This window comes from Pedobacter hiemivivus (assembly GCF_004331685.1).
Lineage (GTDB): Bacteria > Bacteroidota > Bacteroidia > Sphingobacteriales > Sphingobacteriaceae > Pedobacter > Pedobacter hiemivivus.
Genome location: NZ_SJSM01000031.1, coordinates 15,353 through 34,030 on the forward strand (window position 1 = coordinate 15,353; position 18,678 = coordinate 34,030).

General features: G+C 39.2%; 15 protein-coding genes. 5 read left to right on the top strand and 10 right to left on the bottom strand.

All coding sequences use genetic code 11. The annotated features are described in order from the left end of the window. Positions 1 to 21: 21 nt before the first annotated feature. The 3 genes from EZ444_RS24860 to topA form a co-directional block, all read right to left on the bottom strand. A complete protein-coding gene (locus EZ444_RS24860) occupies positions 22 to 5,604 on the bottom strand; it encodes an alpha-2-macroglobulin family protein (protein WP_131612471.1) in 5,583 nt (1,860 codons plus the stop codon). An 88-nt stretch (positions 5,605 to 5,692) separates the two neighbouring features. Next, on the bottom strand, positions 5,693 to 6,097 hold the full coding sequence (locus EZ444_RS24865) for a hypothetical protein (protein WP_131612472.1): 405 nt from the start codon (positions 6,095 to 6,097) through the stop codon (positions 5,693 to 5,695). 126 nt (positions 6,098 to 6,223) lie between these two features. Next, positions 6,224 to 8,806, bottom strand: coding sequence for a type I DNA topoisomerase (gene topA, locus EZ444_RS24870; protein ID WP_131612474.1), 2,583 nt, complete (start codon positions 8,804 to 8,806; stop codon positions 6,224 to 6,226). A gap of 227 nt (positions 8,807 to 9,033) precedes the next feature. On the opposite strand from topA, the gene EZ444_RS24875 reads away from it, so the two are divergent. The 3 genes from EZ444_RS24875 to EZ444_RS24885 all read left to right on the top strand — a co-directional run bounded on the left by EZ444_RS24875 (position 9,034) and on the right by EZ444_RS24885 (position 11,338). Next, the gene (locus EZ444_RS24875; protein WP_131612476.1) at positions 9,034 to 9,546 is read left to right on the top strand and encodes a glutathione peroxidase; all 513 of its coding nucleotides are present in this window, start codon (positions 9,034 to 9,036) and stop codon (positions 9,544 to 9,546) included. Between the two features lie 108 nt (positions 9,547 to 9,654). Further along, entirely contained in the window at positions 9,655 to 10,413 is a 759-nt protein-coding gene (locus EZ444_RS24880; RefSeq protein WP_131612478.1) for a 5'-nucleotidase C-terminal domain-containing protein, read from the top strand. After that, positions 10,391 to 11,338 (top strand): bifunctional metallophosphatase/5'-nucleotidase, encoded by a 948-nt coding sequence (locus EZ444_RS24885; RefSeq protein ID WP_131612480.1) that lies wholly within the window; start codon positions 10,391 to 10,393, stop codon positions 11,336 to 11,338. The genes EZ444_RS24880 and EZ444_RS24885 overlap by 23 nt, the downstream gene beginning before the upstream one ends. 6 nt (positions 11,339 to 11,344) lie before the next feature. Here EZ444_RS24885 and mnmA read toward each other — a convergent pair whose 3' ends face one another. The 6 genes from mnmA to ribD form a co-directional block, all read right to left on the bottom strand. After that, positions 11,345 to 12,436: a tRNA 2-thiouridine(34) synthase MnmA gene (gene mnmA / locus EZ444_RS24890; protein ID WP_131612482.1), complete on the bottom strand. Its 1,092-nt coding sequence runs from the start codon at positions 12,434 to 12,436 to the stop codon at positions 11,345 to 11,347. Between the two features lie 124 nt (positions 12,437 to 12,560). Beyond that, on the bottom strand, positions 12,561 to 12,878 hold the full coding sequence (locus EZ444_RS24895) for a hypothetical protein (RefSeq protein WP_131612484.1): 318 nt from the start codon (positions 12,876 to 12,878) through the stop codon (positions 12,561 to 12,563). Between the two features lie 88 nt (positions 12,879 to 12,966). After that, a complete protein-coding gene (locus EZ444_RS24900) occupies positions 12,967 to 13,833 on the bottom strand; it encodes a nucleoside phosphorylase (protein ID WP_131612486.1) in 867 nt (288 codons plus the stop codon). A gap of 46 nt (positions 13,834 to 13,879) precedes the next feature. Continuing rightward, a complete protein-coding gene (locus EZ444_RS24905; protein WP_131612488.1) occupies positions 13,880 to 14,494 on the bottom strand; it encodes an IMPACT family protein in 615 nt (204 codons plus the stop codon). Further along, positions 14,494 to 15,351, bottom strand: coding sequence for an EamA family transporter (locus tag EZ444_RS24910; RefSeq protein ID WP_131612490.1), 858 nt, complete (start codon positions 15,349 to 15,351; stop codon positions 14,494 to 14,496). Before EZ444_RS24910 ends, EZ444_RS24905 begins: the two co-directional genes overlap by 1 nt. Beyond that, positions 15,348 to 16,400 (bottom strand): bifunctional diaminohydroxyphosphoribosylaminopyrimidine deaminase/5-amino-6-(5-phosphoribosylamino)uracil reductase RibD, encoded by a 1,053-nt coding sequence (gene ribD / locus EZ444_RS24915; protein ID WP_131612492.1) that lies wholly within the window; start codon positions 16,398 to 16,400, stop codon positions 15,348 to 15,350. The genes EZ444_RS24910 and ribD overlap by 4 nt, the downstream gene beginning before the upstream one ends. A gap of 47 nt (positions 16,401 to 16,447) precedes the next feature. Here ribD and prmC point away from each other — a divergent pair, with 47 nt between their 5' ends. Then, positions 16,448 to 17,311 (top strand): peptide chain release factor N(5)-glutamine methyltransferase, encoded by an 864-nt coding sequence (gene prmC, locus EZ444_RS24920; protein ID WP_131612494.1) that lies wholly within the window; start codon positions 16,448 to 16,450, stop codon positions 17,309 to 17,311. Here prmC and xerD read toward each other — a convergent pair. Further along, positions 17,308 to 18,207, bottom strand: a complete 900-nt coding sequence (xerD, locus tag EZ444_RS24925; protein WP_131612496.1) for a site-specific tyrosine recombinase XerD — start codon at positions 18,205 to 18,207, stop codon at positions 17,308 to 17,310. The two genes, prmC and xerD, sit on opposite strands and share 4 nt — an antisense overlap. 45 nt (positions 18,208 to 18,252) lie before the next feature. Between xerD and aroQ the strand changes: the two genes are divergently transcribed. After that, positions 18,253 to 18,672 (top strand): type II 3-dehydroquinate dehydratase, encoded by a 420-nt coding sequence (gene aroQ / locus EZ444_RS24930; RefSeq protein ID WP_205945347.1) that lies wholly within the window; start codon positions 18,253 to 18,255, stop codon positions 18,670 to 18,672. Positions 18,673 to 18,678: the final 6 nt, after the last annotated feature.

Sequence of the window (18,678 nt, forward strand, 5' to 3'; positions counted from 1 at the left end):
GAAGCGGACGTCATCCTGAATTTATTTAATTACCTGCACCCATTTCCCACCTTCAGTAGCACTAATGCTATTGTTGTACATAGCTTCGCATTGTACGGCCGATAAATAATACTTACCGATATACGAAGCATTTAACAACACCTTATAAGTCACTGACTCGTTCTCTCTTAAATTGAAATACGTAAACACACGGTCATCTCTGATGTCACGATAGGTGTAAGGCGAAGCCGCAAGGATACTTTCGTTATCATTTACCCTGGTATTGATGATCTCCCAACCTGACGGGAAAATCTGTGTTAAAGCCATTTGCTCATAATAATCCATTTTTCCCGGATTCTTAACCACTACCTCCGCATAAAAATCTGTTCCTTGTTTTAGTACAGCAGGATCAAGCGGTTTACCATTCAGCAATTTGTAGCTCACGCTCATATCCAAGATTTCAGGATTATTAGGCAGGAAGTTATTTTGTCCCGCTGCCGGCTGTCCTTCCAAAATCAAGCGCACAAACAACACTCTATTGCCCGTATTGCTGATGGCAATGCCATTACCCGCTTTAAAGCTTAGTGCAGTGCTATTCAGGAATTGATTAGAATTGACTTTACTGCTCTTGCCATCAATGGTATAGCTATACTGTAAATTATTCGAAGCTGTATTGGCACCACAGAATTTAGCGATAGCTAGCAAACTGTATGCTGTAGTTTGCGTGCTATACCAATCATCTTTACCCAATTTAATGGCTAAAGATTGAATTAATTTAGCACCTTCAGCCTTACGACCAAGCAATGTAAGCGTCTCCAATATCATGGCTTCATCCCTAATATCAGAGCCATAAGTGCCCCCCAATTGGTTATAAGGTTTTACCTCAATAGGTAAATCTTTAATTAGGTTATTTGCGGCATCAGCTTGTCCAGCAAGTTTATATGCGGCAGCCAATCGCCACTTAGCACTTACAGATAGGTACTGAAAGCCTCTTAACCTGTTCATAGCAGCCATATCTGTTCTTTTGGCTAATGCAAGTACATACAAGCGATAAGATTGTGAAAGATCACCACCATAAAAGTTATTGCTGTTTGGAGACCAGTTCGCAGCCTTAACCTTCAAATAACGGAGCAACTCATCCAACATCCCAACAGGCGTTGTATAACCTGCATTCTGCGCCTCAACAAGGAAATGCGCGGCATAATTGCTACCCCATTCATCCGAACTGCTTGCACCCGGCCAATAACCTAAACCACCGTCTGTAGTCTGGAAGCCACGTAACCTGTTAATTCCTGCTTTTAAATTTCGTTCCGTTTCCGCTTTTTGCCGTTCTGTTAAAGGGATCAACTTGTTTAAATATAACTGTGGGAAGATTCCTGATGTGGTTTGCTCCACACAACCATGTGGATATTGAACTAAATAGCTCAATCGTTTTTTAAGATTGATCGGTGGGATAGAAGAGACTTCTACACTACCCGAATTGGTGCCTGCCATGCCTATAGGAAGATATTTAGTGCCCCAATTACGACCAGGCTCTATCACTGCAGATACTACATTGGTTACAAAAGGATTTGGATTACGAATATCCAGTTCTACATCATAACTTGTTTTTTCTGCACCACTTTGGGCGATCAATTTTATTTTAGCAATGCCGGTCATCTCAGGAGCCTTAACTTCAAAGTAAGCCATTTGCTCTCCTGGCTGCTTAAAGTTCAACTGAACCGTCTTATTGCCCTGTACCTGTAAGTTTTGCAGTTGCAATTGTACAGTAACATTTTTCAAATTGTTTTCTGTAGCAAATACGGTCGCTGGTAATGTGAAACTCTCACCTGGACCAATTACTCTCGGCACAGTAGCCAATAACATCAGTGGTTTTTTAACTTGGACAGACTTCTCTACCGAACCATAAGCGCCATCCTGACCAGCTACTACCATTGCCCTTACTGCACCAATATATTGTGGTAACTTAAATTTATGTGTTTGCGAACTGCCTTTACTTAAAGCAAAAGGACCTAAATATTTCACAACAGGCACAAAACGATTGGCTTTGGCTGGGTTTAAATTCTTGTTTATGCTGCCGTCACCACCTATACTCAGGATACGCTCCAAATTACCACCCCACGCGCCCAACACGTAATCAAACAGATCCCAGGTTTTTACACCTAAACCTTCTCGAGCATAGAATACGGCATGAGGATCAGGAGTTTTAAATCTGGTTAAATCAAGTAAACCTTCATCTACAATAGCAATGGTATAAGTCATTGCTTTACCATTCTGCTCAGAAACTGTAATACTGCTTTCCGTTTCTGGCTTCAACTTATCCGCCATTTTAATGATCGGTTTCAATATCGTCTGAGGATCTTCAACCATTAAAGGAATCGCTCCATACATGCGGATAGGCAAATCATTTACCGTCTGTGCATGTGGCTGAAGTAAAGTTACATTGGCAAATACGTTTGGAGCCATTTCCTTTTCGGCCTTAAACTTAAACTGCGTTTGTCCTTTTTTGGTGTCCGTCCAGAACGTCTTTAGTACTTTACTACCATTTTCTATGGAGATTAAAGCCCTGCCACCTTCACCGGAAGGGATGGTTAACACTACTTCTTCACCAACCTGAAACTTAGTTTTATTGGCTGTAAACGAAAGCATTGAAGCCTCAGTAGGGTTGCTACCTTGCTCACGCTGTGCCCATCCTGGCCAGTCTATGTATACCGATTTACCGGTTACGTGACCACCATTTAAATCTCTTACCAAGATTAGGTAACGACCCCATTCTGGCTCATCTATTCTAAACTTCCAATTCCCCTTACCATTAGTTAGGGTTATATTTTCTTTTGTTACCAGCTTGTTATATGAGTTTTGGGTAAAATTGGCAAAGGAGTTTTCGTTATCCTGTTCCCACCACCAGCGCCATTGTACTTTATAAAGCTCTACCTCAACATCTTTACTGCCCTGCAATAACTTACCATCACGATTTACATTTACAATATCAATCTTATGATCTTGTCCGGTAAGTAGCATTCCACTCATTTTATCACCCTCTGGAGTTTTAATTCCATAATAATTGGTGTACACATGATAGGGAATACTAAAGTTATCAATGCTGAAATTACCACCAGCTTCAAAAACCTTAGTCGTAAAGTTAGCTTTAAGCACTCCGGGAGCACTGTTGTTCTCGTTTAAATTGGTATTTATAGTTGCTGTACCGTTTTCACTTAAAGTACCTTCAAAAATGGTTTTCACCTGTGATTGAAAAACTACGGTTGGGTTATCGAAAGTGAAACTATCAAAGCCTTTGAAAGTAGTTTTCATGGTATTTAGATTCACATCAACTTTTGCCTTAAGATTTTTACCTACAGCACCAAACAACCAGGTAGCAGAAAGGCTAGCAGTAGAAGAGCCGCCTGAGCCCAGATAAGTACGATTACCAATGTCAAAATTAATCTTAAGCCTATTAGGCATTACTGTTTCAATTTTGATGGTTTTAGTGAAGGTAGCACCACCAGCTTTTACCTTTGCCAACCAGTTTCCAGTTGGCGCAGTACTTTCTGTAGCCGTTTTAAAGGCATAGAAACCATTTAAAGGTTTACCGTTAATACTGCGTTTGATCAATTGTCCTTGTGGATTATAAAGCTCAAAAGTAACTGGGTATCCACCAGGTAGTTTCTTTAATTTATCTTCTAATACAAAAGAAAGAAATACCGAATCTCCAGGGCGCCAAACACCACGTTCGCCATATATAAAGCCCTTAAGGCCATTCTGTACCACATCACCACCAACATCAAACCTGCTCAATGGGAGTGAATTACCATCATCGAGCTTTAAATAACCACGTTCCTTACCATTTTTTGCGACCAACAAGAACGGTTTTCTTTTCAAATCAAAAGAAGCCATACCATCAGCATCTGTTGTCACGGTATGGATCACCTGACGCTGGTAATCCAGCAATTCCAATGTTACACCACTTAATGTTTTTGCTGTCAGTAAATCAGTCGCAATGATCAGCATACTATTGTCGTTACCTCTTTTGGCAATCAAACCAATATTGGATGCCATTAAATTGCGACTCGCCCAACGTTCGTTTGTATAATAGGATGGGGTACAAGGATTCTCGCGATCTTCCCATCTGTAATTGTTTGGATAATAACTGTTGTAGCGTTCCCAAAACTCATCATCTTCATCGATTTTCTCGCCGTAACGTTCATAGTCATTATCGCTATCGCCTTCAGCTGACTCAGCTTCTGCACATTTGTAGACATTGTATGCTCTTCTAAACCCTATGGTAACGCGATACATCGCACCCGGTTCTGTGCGGATAATCTTATCCAGATCCAGCGTAAAACGGTGCTTTTTATGCAGATCAAGGGCTTTATCCTCATCCAATCTGATGGTTTTCTGAATAACAGGCTTACCCACACGGCGCAACTCGCCACCATCTTTATAATTGTTAGTCTGGAAGAACTGCGGAATATTGTTTTCGTAAATCTTGATAATCGTTACATCTACAGCCTTTAGGTTAACTGCCTCAAATGGGAGTACCAGCTTACCTGAATTGGGAATAATGGTACCAGTACCAGCAATAACCACCGACGGCAGTTTGTTCTCAAAAACAACATTGGCCGTTTTACCAGCCTCTAGCTTTTTACCATTGATATTTTCAACACCCTCATTTACGGTGAGTGTATAATTTCCTTCCAGTGTGTTCGGCGAATAGATTTTTATCTGACTCGCGTCTATGGTAAAACGCAGATCAGTTAATCCTGCCAAAGAAACAAGTCCGTTTAAATCTTGTCCTACACTTATAGGCTCAGAAAATTGAACGAGTGCAAAATCTTCAAGATCTTGAACGGCACGCATATTCAATACCTTAAACACACCAACTGCGGGCACAATAACAGTTTCTTCACCTTTGCTATCTGCAGCAATAGGTTCGCCAGACCAAATCAAACTTAACTTATTCTCTTGCTTAGTCTTTTTAATGCTATCTACAGTAAAAGTAGAAGTGTTTTTAGCGGGGTCGTGCTGCCATTTTACTTTAAGTGAAGATGGAAAATCAACCTTCAAGGCCTTTTCTATCGACTTAGTATCTTCCTGATCAGATGTTGTTACTTCACCAGTCAATTTCATATAATCCAATGAAGTATTATTTTGTGAAACCAGCCCGTTTTGAGTTAAAGACATTCCCGGTTTAATCACTCTAAAATCAAATTCAAATGATTCAAGCCCTTCTTCGGTATCAGTAACCTTATTTAGGTTAAAAGTAGCTTCATAAGTTTCGCCAGCTTTCAGATTTTCCTCAGGTCTAAATTCGACAGTCTGCGCATCAATCCAATACGATTTACCTTTTACAGAAGGAGAGAAGCTGAACAAGTCTCTGCTATCGGCCACGCCAATATCACTCATGGTTTTCACCTGATTGGCCAGATGGACCCTGATATAGCTCTTTTTAGAAACCGTACCCGAGGTATAGGCTTCAATGTATTTAGAATATTGCTGGTTATAATCTTTAGGTCTTTCTTTTTTAAAGAAGAAATAAGAGCCTATTCCGGCCAGAACGAAGGCTATAAGACCAATAACAATACCTTTTTTGTTTTTTTGGAAAAACGAGGGCGGGGTAGTTTTCATGTATTTCAATTAGGATAATAGATGGCCACAAAATAAGAAAAGTATCTAACAAAAAAGGTGTGCTATTTTCTAGCACACCTTTAGATTATTATTTAATCATTACCCCGGGTTTGTTTACCAGAGGAACATGAATTAGATTTTCATCAACTATACTTTCCGGGAGGAAAATAAACTTCTTATCGTAAATAACGCCGTCTACATAATAGCTTAGCCAATACTCATTGGTGAGGCCGAAGACTTCAGTATCTATGGCTTCCACACTGGCAAAGGACTTCGGTTTCAAATCACCTATAAAATGGCGGAGGATTGATGTTTTAACCATTTTTCCGTCCTTTTCACCATATCCTTTAGAGCTGATCAGCACATTATCCAGAGCCACATCTTTCAGGTTTACAATATAAACCGTCCAGTTTTTAACCTCAGGCGTTTCACCGATCAGTACTACGGCCATTGCCACATCTTCAACTATATTTTCAGGAAGATCCTTCTTCATTGATTTTATTTTTTATGCAATTCGTCAGTCGGTCGTCATCCTGAATTTATTTCAGGATCTCGCACCTGCAAAACCGCCTTTCTCTTTCGAGATCCTGAAATAAATTCAGGATGACGAGTCGTATACTTATTTCTTCGTCACAGTTTTCTTAGCCGGAGCTTTCTTTTTTACAGCAGTTTTAGTGCCAGTCGCTTTTTTAGCTTTTGCTTTTTTAGGCTCAAATGCATTAGGCACTTGCTCAACGATCAGTTTTTTAACCTCATCTAAAGAAATGGCAGCCAATTCTTCAGGCGTATACTTATCATTGGTAGCTGGGTTTTTACGCAGCTTCAGCATTTCTTTACCAAAACGGATAAACGGTCCCCATCTGCCATTTTCAATTGCAATTTTTTCAGCAGTCCATTGTTGAATAAACCTGTTGGCTTCTTTTTCTATTTTCTTACCAATCAATTCTTCAATCTCAACCTGAGATAATTGGTCGAAATTATAAGCCTTAGGCACATTGATAAATAGATCATTCCATTTAATGAATGGTCCAAATCTTCCTGTTCCTTTAGTTACCGGCATTCCCTGAAAATGTGCAACTGGTGCATCAGCAGTAATTTTCTCGCTAATAATCTCTATTGCACGGCTCTGATCAATTGATAAAGGCTCTTCGTTTTTAGGAATAGAGATATAAGCTTCACCCCATTTCACATACGGACCAAAACGACCTACGCCTACAGAAACTTCTTTGCCTTCATAATCTTCCAATTGGAAAGGTAATTTAAACTGTTCTAAAGCTTCTTCAAGCGTTACAGTACCTACCGATTGCGATTTAGCTAAACTCGCGTAACGCGGTTTCTCTTCATCGTCATTCTCACCAATCTGAACCAATGGTCCAAACCTACCAACTTTGGTATATACATTTTTTCCGGAAGTTGGATCAACACCTAGTAAACGCTCACCATTCGCACGGTCGGCAGTTTCTAATGTGGTTTCAACTTCTAAATGGAAAGGCGTATAGAAGGAGTGGAGCATCTTTGTCCATTCCTGCAAACCTTGTGCAATCTCATCAAATTCCTTCTCTACATTGGCTGTAAAGTTAAAATCTACAATTCCTTTAAAGTGTTCTACCAAGAAATCGTTTACCACTTCACCTATATCGGTAGGGAAGAGCTTACTTTTCTCTGCCCCTGTAATTTCTGTTTTTGTTTTTTTAGTAACGACACCATTGATCAACTCAATTGCTCCGAAGGCGCGCTGACGACCGTCACGGTCTTCTTTAACCACATAGCCACGGTTTTGAATGGTAGAGATGGTTGGTGCATAGGTAGATGGTCTACCAATACCTAACTCTTCTAATTTCTTAACCAACGAAGCCTCAGTATAACGTGCTGGAGGTCTTGAAAAACGCTCAGTTGCATTCATCACTCTTAAAGTAAGCTCCTGACCACGTGAAAGTGGAGGTAACATATTGTTACCTTCCGAATCTTCCCCGTCTTCTTCATCCGACGATTCAAGGTATACCTTTAAAAAGCCATCAAATTTCATCACTTCACCTTCAGCAGTTAATTGCTCTTTCCTTGTACTTATGGCAATTTGAGCTGTTGTTTTTTCAAATAATGCCTCACTCATTTGCGATGCGATGGCACGTTTCCAGATCAACTCGTATAAACGTTGTTCTGAACTATCGCCAGGTACGGTATGGTGATTAAAATAAGTAGGGCGGATGGCCTCGTGAGCTTCCTGTGCACCTGCAGATTTAGTTTTATAAGTTCTTGGCTGATGGTATTTATCACCATAAGCAGATTTGATCTCAGCAGCAGCAGCCTGTAATGCGGTTTCAGAAAGGTTTACCGAATCCGTCCTCATATAGGTAATTCGTCCACTTTCATATAGCCTTTGCGCAATCTGCATCGTTCTACTTACGGAGTAACCTAGCTTACGCGAAGCTTCCTGTTGTAAAGTAGAGGTTGTAAAAGGTGCTGCTGGATTACGTTTTGCGGGCTTAGTCTCTAAGCTGTCTACAGAAAAACCAGCGCCTACACAGTCGTTAAGGAATTTTTCTGCGTCAGCTTCCTTTTCAAATCGCTGTGGCAATTCAGCTTTTACCAGCTCTTTTCCATTACCAGTCGAAAACTCGGCCGTAATTTTAAAAGCGGCAGCAGCATTAAATTTATTTACTTCACGTTCTCTATCTACGATCAAGCGAACAGCAACAGACTGTACACGTCCCGCTGATAGGGAAGGTTTAATTTTTTTCCAAAGTACAGGAGAAAGTTCAAAACCCACCAATCGATCCAATACACGTCTGGCTTGCTGTGCATGTACCAGGTTGTAATCTATTGAGCGTGGTGTTTCTATTGCTTTTAATATAGCCGGTTTAGTGATCTCATGAAAAACAATCCTTTTTGTCTTGTTTTCTTTAAGTCCTAATGTTTCATATAAATGCCATGATATGGCTTCTCCCTCGCGGTCCTCATCGGATGCGAGCCATACCATTTCTGCGTCTTTAGCTAATTTCTTAAGTTCGGCTACTACCTGCTTCTTATCAGATGGAACTTCATATGTCTGGGCAAAATTATTGGATATATCTATACCCATATCTCCCTTTACCAGATCCCGGATGTGCCCGTAACTTGATTTAACAAGGAAATCTTTACCTAAATACCCTTCTATGGTTTTAGCTTTCGCAGGTGACTCAACTATTAGTAAATTCTTCGCCATTCAGACCGTTTTTCTGCAAATAAAGCTATAAATAAGGCTAATTTCAAAATTCGACAGACTTTTTATAATAAATATATTTGTAAACGGCTCATTTAATCCGATATATAGTAATAATTAAGCATGTAACAATCTTGCTTTATAAAGCTGTCCTGCGTATTTTACGTTATCATTATAAATTTTTAAACTATTTCTACATAACTTCGTACATACCCTAAAAACAAAAGGACATGAATACATTATTAATATTACTAACTATGCTTTTTACCCCTCCGGCAAAGAGCGTTTACGATTTCTCTTTTAAAACCATTGATGGTAAAGAAGTAAAGTTGTCGAAGTTTAAAGGCAAAAAGATCCTTATTGTAAATACCGCATCAAAATGTGGGTATACACCACAATATGAAGATTTGGAGAAATTGCAAAAGCAATACGGTAAAAATGTAGTATTGATCGGTTTCCCGGCTGGTAATTTTGGCGGACAAGAATTAGCGACCAATTCTGAAATTAAAGAGTTTTGTACAGGAAAATTTAATGTTACCTTCTTGCTAGCCGAGAAAAGCAGTGTAAAAGGGGATGGCATTACACCTTTGTTCAAATACCTGACCACTGCTGAGAACCCTGATTTTACAGGAGATATCAACTGGAATTTCGAGAAATTCCTGATCAACGAAAAAGGACAACTGGTACATCGTTTCCGATCTAAAGTAAAACCTTTAGATGAAGCCATCACGAAGAATTTGTAAACAAAGATCGCTTTGTTGTTAAAAAAAAGAGAAATCCATAACCCGGATTTCTCTTTTTTTTAACTTCATATTCTATATGTTTCATGTATTTTTGTAAGCAAATTAACTATGGATTATATCAAGTCATTCCGGAATTATTTAGCACTATCGGTTGTACTTTTAGTCGCTTCCTGCTCATCTGGCTATCAGTTGGTGAAAGCCAACAGGGCAGAGTATCCAATTAACAAGGATGTAGCGGTCGACAGCACCGTGATTAAAACTTATTTACCATATAAAAAGCAGCTTGATGCGGAAATGAACCAGATTCTTGGCTATTCTGATGCACTGATGGTAAAAAACAATGATCTTCCTGAAACCATATTAGGAGACTTCTTCTCTGATGCTGTATTGCAACAGGCTTTAAAATACGATCCGACTATTGACTTTTCTATGCCTTCTACAAAAGGGGGAATTAGAGTAGATGTGCCAAAAGGGGAGATTAAATTATCCAATATATTTGAATTGATGCCTTTTGAAAATGAGCTGGTTGCTTTTACTTTAAAAGGCACTGATGTGCAGCAATTGCTAAATTTTATCGCAGCTACAAATGGGCAACCTATTGCTGGTTTACGCTTGAAGATAGTAGACAAGAAGCCTGTTGATGTATTTATCAACGGTAAAGCATTTGATTCAAATAAAACTTACCGCGTGCTTACCTCTGATTATATAGCAGGTGGCGGCGACAATGCATTGGGTTTTAAGAATCCTATTGAAAGAAAGGTTCTCGGCTTAAAAGTTCGCGATGCACTTATCAACTATGTAAAAGAAAATCAGGCTGCTGGCAAAACCATTAACCCTAAATTAGATGGAAGAATTACTAAAGATTAATCGTAGAGATTTTATCAGAACAGGAGGGATAGCCGCTGCTGCCACTGCATTGAGCTTAAGCTCATTAAATGGCTTTGCTGCTGGCGACGTGCTTAAGTTAACCATATTGCATACCAATGATGTTCACAGTAGGATAGAGCCATTTCCTATGGATGGTTCAAAAAACCAAGGTTTAGGTGGTACAGCGAGGCGTTCGGCACTGATCAAACAGATTAGAGCCAAAGAAGAAAACGTATTATTGCTTGATGCTGGTGATATTTTTCAAGGAACACCATATTTTAATAAGTTCGGTGGTGAGTTGGAAATTAAGCTAATGACTGCAATGGGCTATGATGCTGCAACTATGGGGAATCATGATTTCGATAACGGTCTGGCTGGTTTTAATAAGCAATTACCCCATGCAAATTTTCCAATATTGTGTAGCAATTACGATTTCACGAATACCTTACTTAAAGGGGCTACAAAACCATACCAGATATTTAAAAAGAGTGGATTGAAGATTGGGGTATTTGGAATTGGTATTGAACTGAAAGGTTTGGTTGAGGGTAAGAATTATGGTGATACCGTTTTTATTGATCCTGTTGCAAAGGCAAATGAAATGGCAGATTTGCTAAAGCAAGATTTAAAGTGTGATCTTGTAATCTGCTTATCTCATTTGGGTTATAAATATGTTTCAGCTAAAGTGTCAGATCAGGTACTGGCAAAAAACAATAGAAATATTGACTTGATTATCGGCGGACATACCCACACTTTTATGGATCAGCCCGAAGATGTACAGAACCTAAGTGGCCGCATTACCACCATTAACCAGGTTGGCTTTGCGGGCATCAATTTGGGAAGAATAGATTATTATTTTGAACGGTATAAAGGCAAGCGGATTAAAACCGCTTCACCTTATATTATTTCAAACGAATTAGATAGTTAAATATCCTTAGCAAAGGAAACCGCCACCTAAAAGGTCGTTTCCTTCATAAAACACTGCAGATTGTCCTGGTGCAATGGCTGATACATTGTGATCAAATACTACGCGCATTTTGTCGTTTTCCTGCACAATTGTACTTAACATTCCAGCGTCTTTATAGCGTATTTTTGTCACTACATTATCCATAGGTGCTAAAATATTCTCGTACTTAACCAGGTTTACGTTTCTTACCAGCGCTTCTCTACGTTCCAGTTCGTCAGCTCTACCTAATACTACGGTATTGCTTTCTGGAAGGATTTGAGTAACAAACATCGGCTCACCAAAGGCAATTCCTAAACCTTTTCTTTGTCCGATGGTATAGAATGGATAACCTTTATGTTGACCTACAACCATGCCATTACTGGTGATGAAATTACCACCAGCAACACGTTGCTCCAAATCTTCTACTTTATGTTTTAAGAAGGCACGATAATCGTTGTCAGGCACGAAACAGATTTCGTAGCTTTCGCTTTTCTTAGCCAATTCTTCCTGGCCCATATCTAAAGCCATCTGTCTGATGTCAGATTTGGCAAAAGAACCCAATGGGAACTGTGTACGCGCAAGGTTTTCTTGTGAAACACCCCACAATACATAAGATTGGTCTTTATTTTCGTCTTTACCTTTTGAAATGACATGACGACCTGAATCCAATTGACGGATGTTTGCGTAATGTCCGGTTGCGATAAACTCGCAGTCCAATTTATTAGCGCGTTTTAATAAGGCTTCCCATTTGATATGGGTATTACATAAAACACATGGATTAGGGGTACGACCTGCAAGGTATTCATCAACAAAGTTATCGATTACAAAATCACCAAACTCGTCTCTGATATCAAGGATGTAATGCGGGAAACCATAATTTACAGCTAATGTACGGGCATCGTTAATGCTATCCAGACTGCAACATCCGGTTTCCTTACTGCTACTTCCTGAAGTAGCGTAATCCCATGTTTTCATGGTTAAGCCAATTACTTCATACCCTTGTTCGTGCAACATTACAGCTGCTACTGAACTATCAACACCGCCACTCATGGCGACTAATATTCTACCGCGTTTACTCATAATTTTTTAATACTGACTCGGGTTCAAGGCCCGGCATATAAATACAAGGCGCAAAAGTAAGGCTTTTTAAGCGGAATTTTGAGTAGGGGTAGTCAATTGGGTGTAAAAGAAGAAAAAAATGAGGTTACACAAAAGCAGGCACGCCCGATTTAGGGTCGTTACCTTGAATCTGGTTTCTTCTAACATCAGATGGATTCAACGGCTTTTTGATGATCTTTTTATTAAGTCCACTTGTCGCGCTGAATAACAAGACACCTCCTAAAGCTATCTCTTCGATGCCGCGAAAAGTATGTTTGCTTAGGCTACGAATGCCTTTTTGTAGCATATACACACCTGCAATGACAGATATCAATCTTTTACCGGTGTTCAAGTCTTTTGTTTCGTACTTCGCTAATGATTCTATGATGGATAAGGTAAACTTCTCTTTTGCTTGTTGTAACATATAATTTCAATTAAAATAGATACTTAAATAACGCTTATTAAGCCGTTTTGTTTTTAATACGTTGCAATTTTCAAGGTATTAAAGTGCGCTAGAGCTTATCCAAAACCATTTTTATCGCTTTATCAACTACCTTATTAGGTTCTTTGCTAAACTCGAAATTGACCCTGCTGGCCAATATTGCATTTACAGATAAAGCTTTGTGTCCAAGTACTTTTGCTAATGCATAAATACCAGCAGTTTCCATCTCCAGATTAGTAATTCGGTGATCAATATTCCTGAAAGAATTGAGCAGACCAATAAGATTAGGAACTGCATTTTTGGCTCTCACTTGTCTACCCTGAGGCGCATAAAATCCCGGAGCTGTGACTGTTATTCCTTGCTCCATACCATTCGCTATTGACTTTAATAAGCTACTGTCAGCCGCAGTAACGTAGGGAGTAATACCTTTTAAATGGGATAAATGTGTTTTGATGCCATCTAGTAAACTGTGTTCATCACCTGATAACTCGTGAATATAATAATTCATTAATGCATCCAATCCTAGTCCAAAAGATGAAGCTAGTATAGTACCCATCGGTACATCAGGCTGTATCGCGCCAGATGTGCCAATTCGGATGATATTTAAAGAGGTAAGGTTTTCTTTTACACGACGAGTGTGAAAATCGACATTTACCAAAGCATCCAGCTCATTAAATACAATATCGATATTATCGGTGCCAATCCCCGTTGAAAGGACAGTAATACGCCTTTTGCCAAGGTAACCGGTATGGGTGATAAATTCACGTTTGCCTTTGCGAAGTTCGATATTATCGAAGTGTTTGGATATTTCGCCCACACGATCCGGGTCGCCAACAGTAATTACAGTTTCGGCTATGTCCTCTGGCAAAAGGTTTAAATGGTAAATACTGCCATCTGGATTGATAATTAAATCTGCGGCTGATAATTCTTGTCCCATAATTAAAGTTAATAAAAACTAAGACTATAATAAAGGGGGTAAACACTTAGGCTGTAAAAAGGTATTTGGCTTTAAGCCCATCAACTTTTTCTATTTTGCCTAGGATGGAATTTAGACTGGCCTTTCTGATCTCAATTTTTATGCTGCAGGCATTATCAAAATCCTGCGACAATACATTTAGTTTTTCTTCTTTGATCAACCTCATCACATCATTCATCACCAAATAATCAAACTGTAGCTCATAGATGTCATTTACTGTTTTCTCTATGATCTCGGCCGCTTGAAGCGCTTCCACTGCGGCCGTTTTATAGGCATTGATAAGTCCAGGGACGCCAAGTAAGGTTCCACCAAAATAACGTACCACAACAATTAGTATATTGGTTACATCGGCAGAAAGCATGGTATTTAAGATAGGTCTACCGGCAGTACCAGACGGCTCACCGTCATCTTGAATACGAAATACGCCTCTATCCGGACTTAATCGCAAAGCCCAGCAAAAATGCCTGGCTTTGGCGTGTTCTGATCTTAATTTTAAGAGAATAGCTTTTACCTCTTCCTCGGATAGAATGGGGTAGGCATAGCCTATAAATTTGCTCCCACGGTCTCTAAATACCCCTTCGGAAGGTCCGGCAATGGTTTTATAAGTATCGTCGAATAACATTAGGCAAACGGATTGGTGATGAGTATGATCGCAACAAGAGCTAAAAATAAGCCCCAATAATTCAATTTGTTTAATTTCTCTTTAAAAATGAATATCCCCACAAGGCTGCCTACAATAATCACCCCGATATTCATCGCAGCAAATACTACTGAAGGGTTATCTGCCATTGCGCGATGCGCTTTAAGATAAAAAAGGATATTGAAGAAATTAAAGAAGCCCAAAATACAGCCACAAATGAAGTTGATCAACTGTAATTTTTCCTTTTTAACAAGCCACAAATAGAAAATGTAAATGAGCGAGATGATAAAAGCAAGGATGAAAATAACAATTAATGAGCTTGTATAGGGGATGGACTTAATTTGTGCAACCTTTTTGAATAGAATATCGATAATACCAAAGCCTATAAAGACAAAGATTGGGTATAACCAATTTAAACCTTCATTTTTCTGCGCTGTCTTTTTGTATAAAGTGAAAAGTATAGCCACAATAGCAATAGATAGTCCAACTATTTTCAAGGTACTGAAATGCTCGTTAAACAGGAAATATGCCGCCAGAAGCGGAATAAACAATGACAATCTTTGTGCAATATCAGTTTTTACAATTCCGATATTTCTTACTGATCCGGCTAGGAACAAAAATACAATCGGCAATAACACACCTAAAGCGATATAGACACCATCGATCGGTGCAGATACCAAATCAGTTAAACTTGGTTTATAGAAGATCAGGCTTAAAACTATGGCAAAGAGATAGTTCCAGGTAACGGCTTGTGTGATGTTGATTTTATAACGTTTTGCGAGCTTTAATAATACGGCGACTGTAACACTACAGCAAATACTGAACAGGAGGAATATCATGAATGATTATTTAGGAAGATCGTTACTTTATCATTGTTAAGTGTGAACTGATCGGCAATGTAGCCATTAATTTGTGGCGCCCGGACGCCTGCTCGCCAGATTTTACTTGCTGTAAAAACCCGTGCCTCGTCCCATAGGTTTCCATCAATAAATTGATGAAGAATGTTTGCCCCACCTTCGATAATGACTGACTGAATATCCATTAGATATAGCTGAAAGGCTATTTTTTGAGGTAGATAATACTGCATATCTTCCATTTGTATATAATGGATATTGTTGTGCACTTCAGTTTTATGCTCATTAAATATGACCGTTTTGGCCAGGCCGTTATAGATGTGGTTGCCTTGAGGAACCTGCAAATTACGATCTATTAGGATTCGCAAAGGATTTTTTCCTTCCCATGCTCTTGCGTTTAACTTTGGATTATCGACAATGGCGGTGCGTTTTCCAATAAGAATAGCATCTTCTTCGGTACGCCACTTATGCACAAGCGTTTTGGCCATAGGGCCACTTATCCATTCTTGTACGCTATTTTCTGGCGCAAAGTAACCATTAGCGGTAGTCGCCCATTTTAATATGATGTAAGGCCTTTGTTTGCGAATACGGGTAAAGAAACGTCGGTTTAGCTTACTGCATTCGGCTTCTAAAACACCAGACACGACTTCGATACCGGCATTTTTAAGCTTTTCGATACCCTTTCCATCTACACCTTCAAAGGGATCTTTATTGCCTATAACAACTCTTTTAAGTCGATGTTTTACCAGTAAATCTGCGCAGGGTGGGGTTTTGCCAAAATGCGCACAGGGTTCAAGGCTCACATAAGCCGTCGCATTTGCCAGAAGGGCAGCAGCCTGATCGCCATATTTTTCGGTAACAGACTTTATAGCATTGACTTCGGCATGGGCTTCACCAAATTTTTCATGATAACCTTCGCCAATGATTTTGCCATCACTAACAATTACACAACCAACAAGCGGGTTTGGGCTTACATTACCCATGCCTAGACTAGCTAGTTCAAGGCACCTTTGCATATATAACTCATCCGTCATTAAGGCAAAGTAAGGTATATTGTTTGATTTAATTACTTTTGTGAGGTATGAATTTAAAAGAATTACTGCAACATTTTACAATACAACTACAGGACATTTATGGTGCTGAGGAGGTTTCGTCCATCTTTTACATTACGGCTGATCATATTTCTGGTTTTAGTAGGGCAGACACTATTCTAAAGGGCTCACAAGTACTTTCGGAACAGCAGGAAACCGCTTATTTAAAAGTGCTGGAAGCGTTAAAAGCCGGTAAACCAATACAATATATACTTGGAGAGACTGTGTTTTATGGCTTACCTTTTAAAGTTAGTCCGGCTGTATTGATACCCAGACCTGAAACGGAGGAGTTGGTAGAATGGGTGATTGATTGTTGTTCACTGGCAGATATTACAGGTTCTAGCCTACGTATTATCGATATTGGAACCGGAAGTGGCTGTATTGCAATTTCTTTGAAAAAGAACCTTCCCTTAAGCGAGGTTTTTGCATTGGATGTATCTGAAGATGCAATAGATATAGCTTCAGCTAATTTATCTTTAAATCAGGTAGATATTAATTTCATTAAAGCCGATATACGCGAGTTTACAACTAATCAAAAATTTGATGTGATCGTTAGCAATCCACCATATATTACCGAGAAAGAGGAAGAGCAAATGCAGAATAACGTATTGGATCATGAACCACATTTGGCTTTGTTTGTGCCTAACGAAAAGCCGTTGATGTTTTATGAAGCTATTGCAGATTTTGCATGGGTGTCGTTAAGTGATATGGGCTTGTTATTCTTTGAAATCAATGAGCATTATGCTAAGGAAACCATGGAGATGCTCGCTGCTAAATCATTTATTAACATAGAATTAAGAAAAGATATGCAGGGTAAAGACAGAATGATAAAGTGTGAGCGTGCACAACTTTAACTTCTGGGATGAAACTCTGTAATAATACCACGCAGGTAATCTCTATCCAGGTGGGTATAGATTTCGGTGGTCGTAATACTAGAATGACCTAACATTTCCTGTACAGCTCTTAAATCGGCTCCGCCTTCTATCAGATGTGTAGCAAAGGAATGACGAAAGGTGTGTGGACTGATGCTCTTTTTTAATCCAGATCTCTCTGCCAGCGTTTTAACAATGCTAAAAACTGAGATTCGAGATAGGCGAGTACCACTACGGTTTAAAAAAATATAATCTTCAAAGCCTCTTTTGATAGGAAGATGTACTCTTGTTTCCTGACGGTAGATGTTGATGTATTTTAAGGCAGTACTTCCTATAGGCACCAAACGCTCTTTATTCCCTTTCCCTGTGACACGTATATATTCATTTTCTTCAAACACGTCCGATATTTTAAGATTAATGAGTTCAGACACCCTTAGTCCGCAACCATATAGGGTTTCAAGAATGGCTTTATTGCGCATTCCATCAGGTTTTGAAGCATCGATCACGTCAATCATTGCATTGATCTCATGAATATCAATAGTGTCAGGGAGGTGACGAGTCAACCTTGGCGTTTCCAACAGGGCAGAGGGATCGTCAGCAATAAGCTCCTCTAACATCAGGAAACTAAAAAAGGATTTCAATCCAGAGACCACCCGTGCTTGTGTGCTCGCTAACATACCTAAATCATTAATCCAGGATATAAAAAACTTTAGGTCAGCGCTACTAATCTCCTTTACCTGTGGTGTTTGACCTAATGATTCAAAATATTGAAACAATTTGTTTAGATCGCCCAGATAAGCTTCAATTGAATTACTGGAAAGGGAACGTTCCAATCTAAGGTAGTTACGGTACGACTGCAGGTAGGGGTTATTAATCACAAAAAAAATTTTATACTCTTAGTTTTTAAGGCTAAGTTTGAAATGATGAAGATACAAATTATTAATGGCCCAAATTTAAACCTTTTAGGACTTCGTGAGCCCGGTATTTACGGTAACCAGAGTTTTGACGAATATGTTAAAACGCTGCGCGATATATACAGCATTATTGAAATAGACTATTTTCAAAGCAATGTAGAAGGTGAGCTGATTAATAAACTTCATGAGGTTGGTTTTACTTACGATGGTATTGTGATTAATGCTGGTGGTTACACACATACCTCTGTAGCGATTGCAGATGCCATTGCTGCCATTAAAACTCCTGTGGTAGAGGTTCACATCTCTAACATCTATGCACGTGAAGAGTATCGCCATGTATCGCTTACCGGCAAAAACTGCAAAGGCGTTTTAACTGGCTTTGGTATGGATGGCTATCGTTTGGCTATTGAGAGCTTGTTAAAAGGTTAATTAAGT

Bases quoted from the DNA above. Each gene is read 5' to 3' on its own strand.
- EZ444_RS24885 (WP_131612480.1), top strand. From the start codon at position 10,391: ATGGAAGAATTACTAAAGATTAATCGTAGAGATTTTATCAGAACAGGA.
- EZ444_RS24900 (WP_131612486.1), bottom strand. From the start codon at position 13,833: ATGGGACAAGAATTATCAGCCGCAGATTTAATTATCAATCCAGATGGC.
- mnmA (WP_131612482.1), bottom strand. From the start codon at position 12,436: ATGAGTAAACGCGGTAGAATATTAGTCGCCATGAGTGGCGGTGTTGAT.
- aroQ (WP_205945347.1), top strand. From the start codon at position 18,253: ATGAAGATACAAATTATTAATGGCCCAAATTTAAACCTTTTAGGACTT.
- prmC (WP_131612494.1), top strand. From the start codon at position 16,448: ATGAATTTAAAAGAATTACTGCAACATTTTACAATACAACTACAGGAC.
- ribD (WP_131612492.1), bottom strand. From the start codon at position 16,400: ATGACGGATGAGTTATATATGCAAAGGTGCCTTGAACTAGCTAGTCTA.
- EZ444_RS24895 (WP_131612484.1), bottom strand. From the start codon at position 12,878: ATGTTACAACAAGCAAAAGAGAAGTTTACCTTATCCATCATAGAATCA.
- EZ444_RS24880 (WP_131612478.1), top strand. From the start codon at position 9,655: ATGGATTATATCAAGTCATTCCGGAATTATTTAGCACTATCGGTTGTA.
- EZ444_RS24905 (WP_131612488.1), bottom strand. From the start codon at position 14,494: ATGTTATTCGACGATACTTATAAAACCATTGCCGGACCTTCCGAAGGG.
- EZ444_RS24875 (WP_131612476.1), top strand. From the start codon at position 9,034: ATGAATACATTATTAATATTACTAACTATGCTTTTTACCCCTCCGGCA.
- EZ444_RS24860 (WP_131612471.1), bottom strand. From the start codon at position 5,604: ATGAAAACTACCCCGCCCTCGTTTTTCCAAAAAAACAAAAAAGGTATT.
- EZ444_RS24910 (WP_131612490.1), bottom strand. From the start codon at position 15,351: ATGATATTCCTCCTGTTCAGTATTTGCTGTAGTGTTACAGTCGCCGTA.
- topA (WP_131612474.1), bottom strand. From the start codon at position 8,806: ATGGCGAAGAATTTACTAATAGTTGAGTCACCTGCGAAAGCTAAAACC.
- EZ444_RS24865 (WP_131612472.1), bottom strand. From the start codon at position 6,097: ATGAAGAAGGATCTTCCTGAAAATATAGTTGAAGATGTGGCAATGGCC.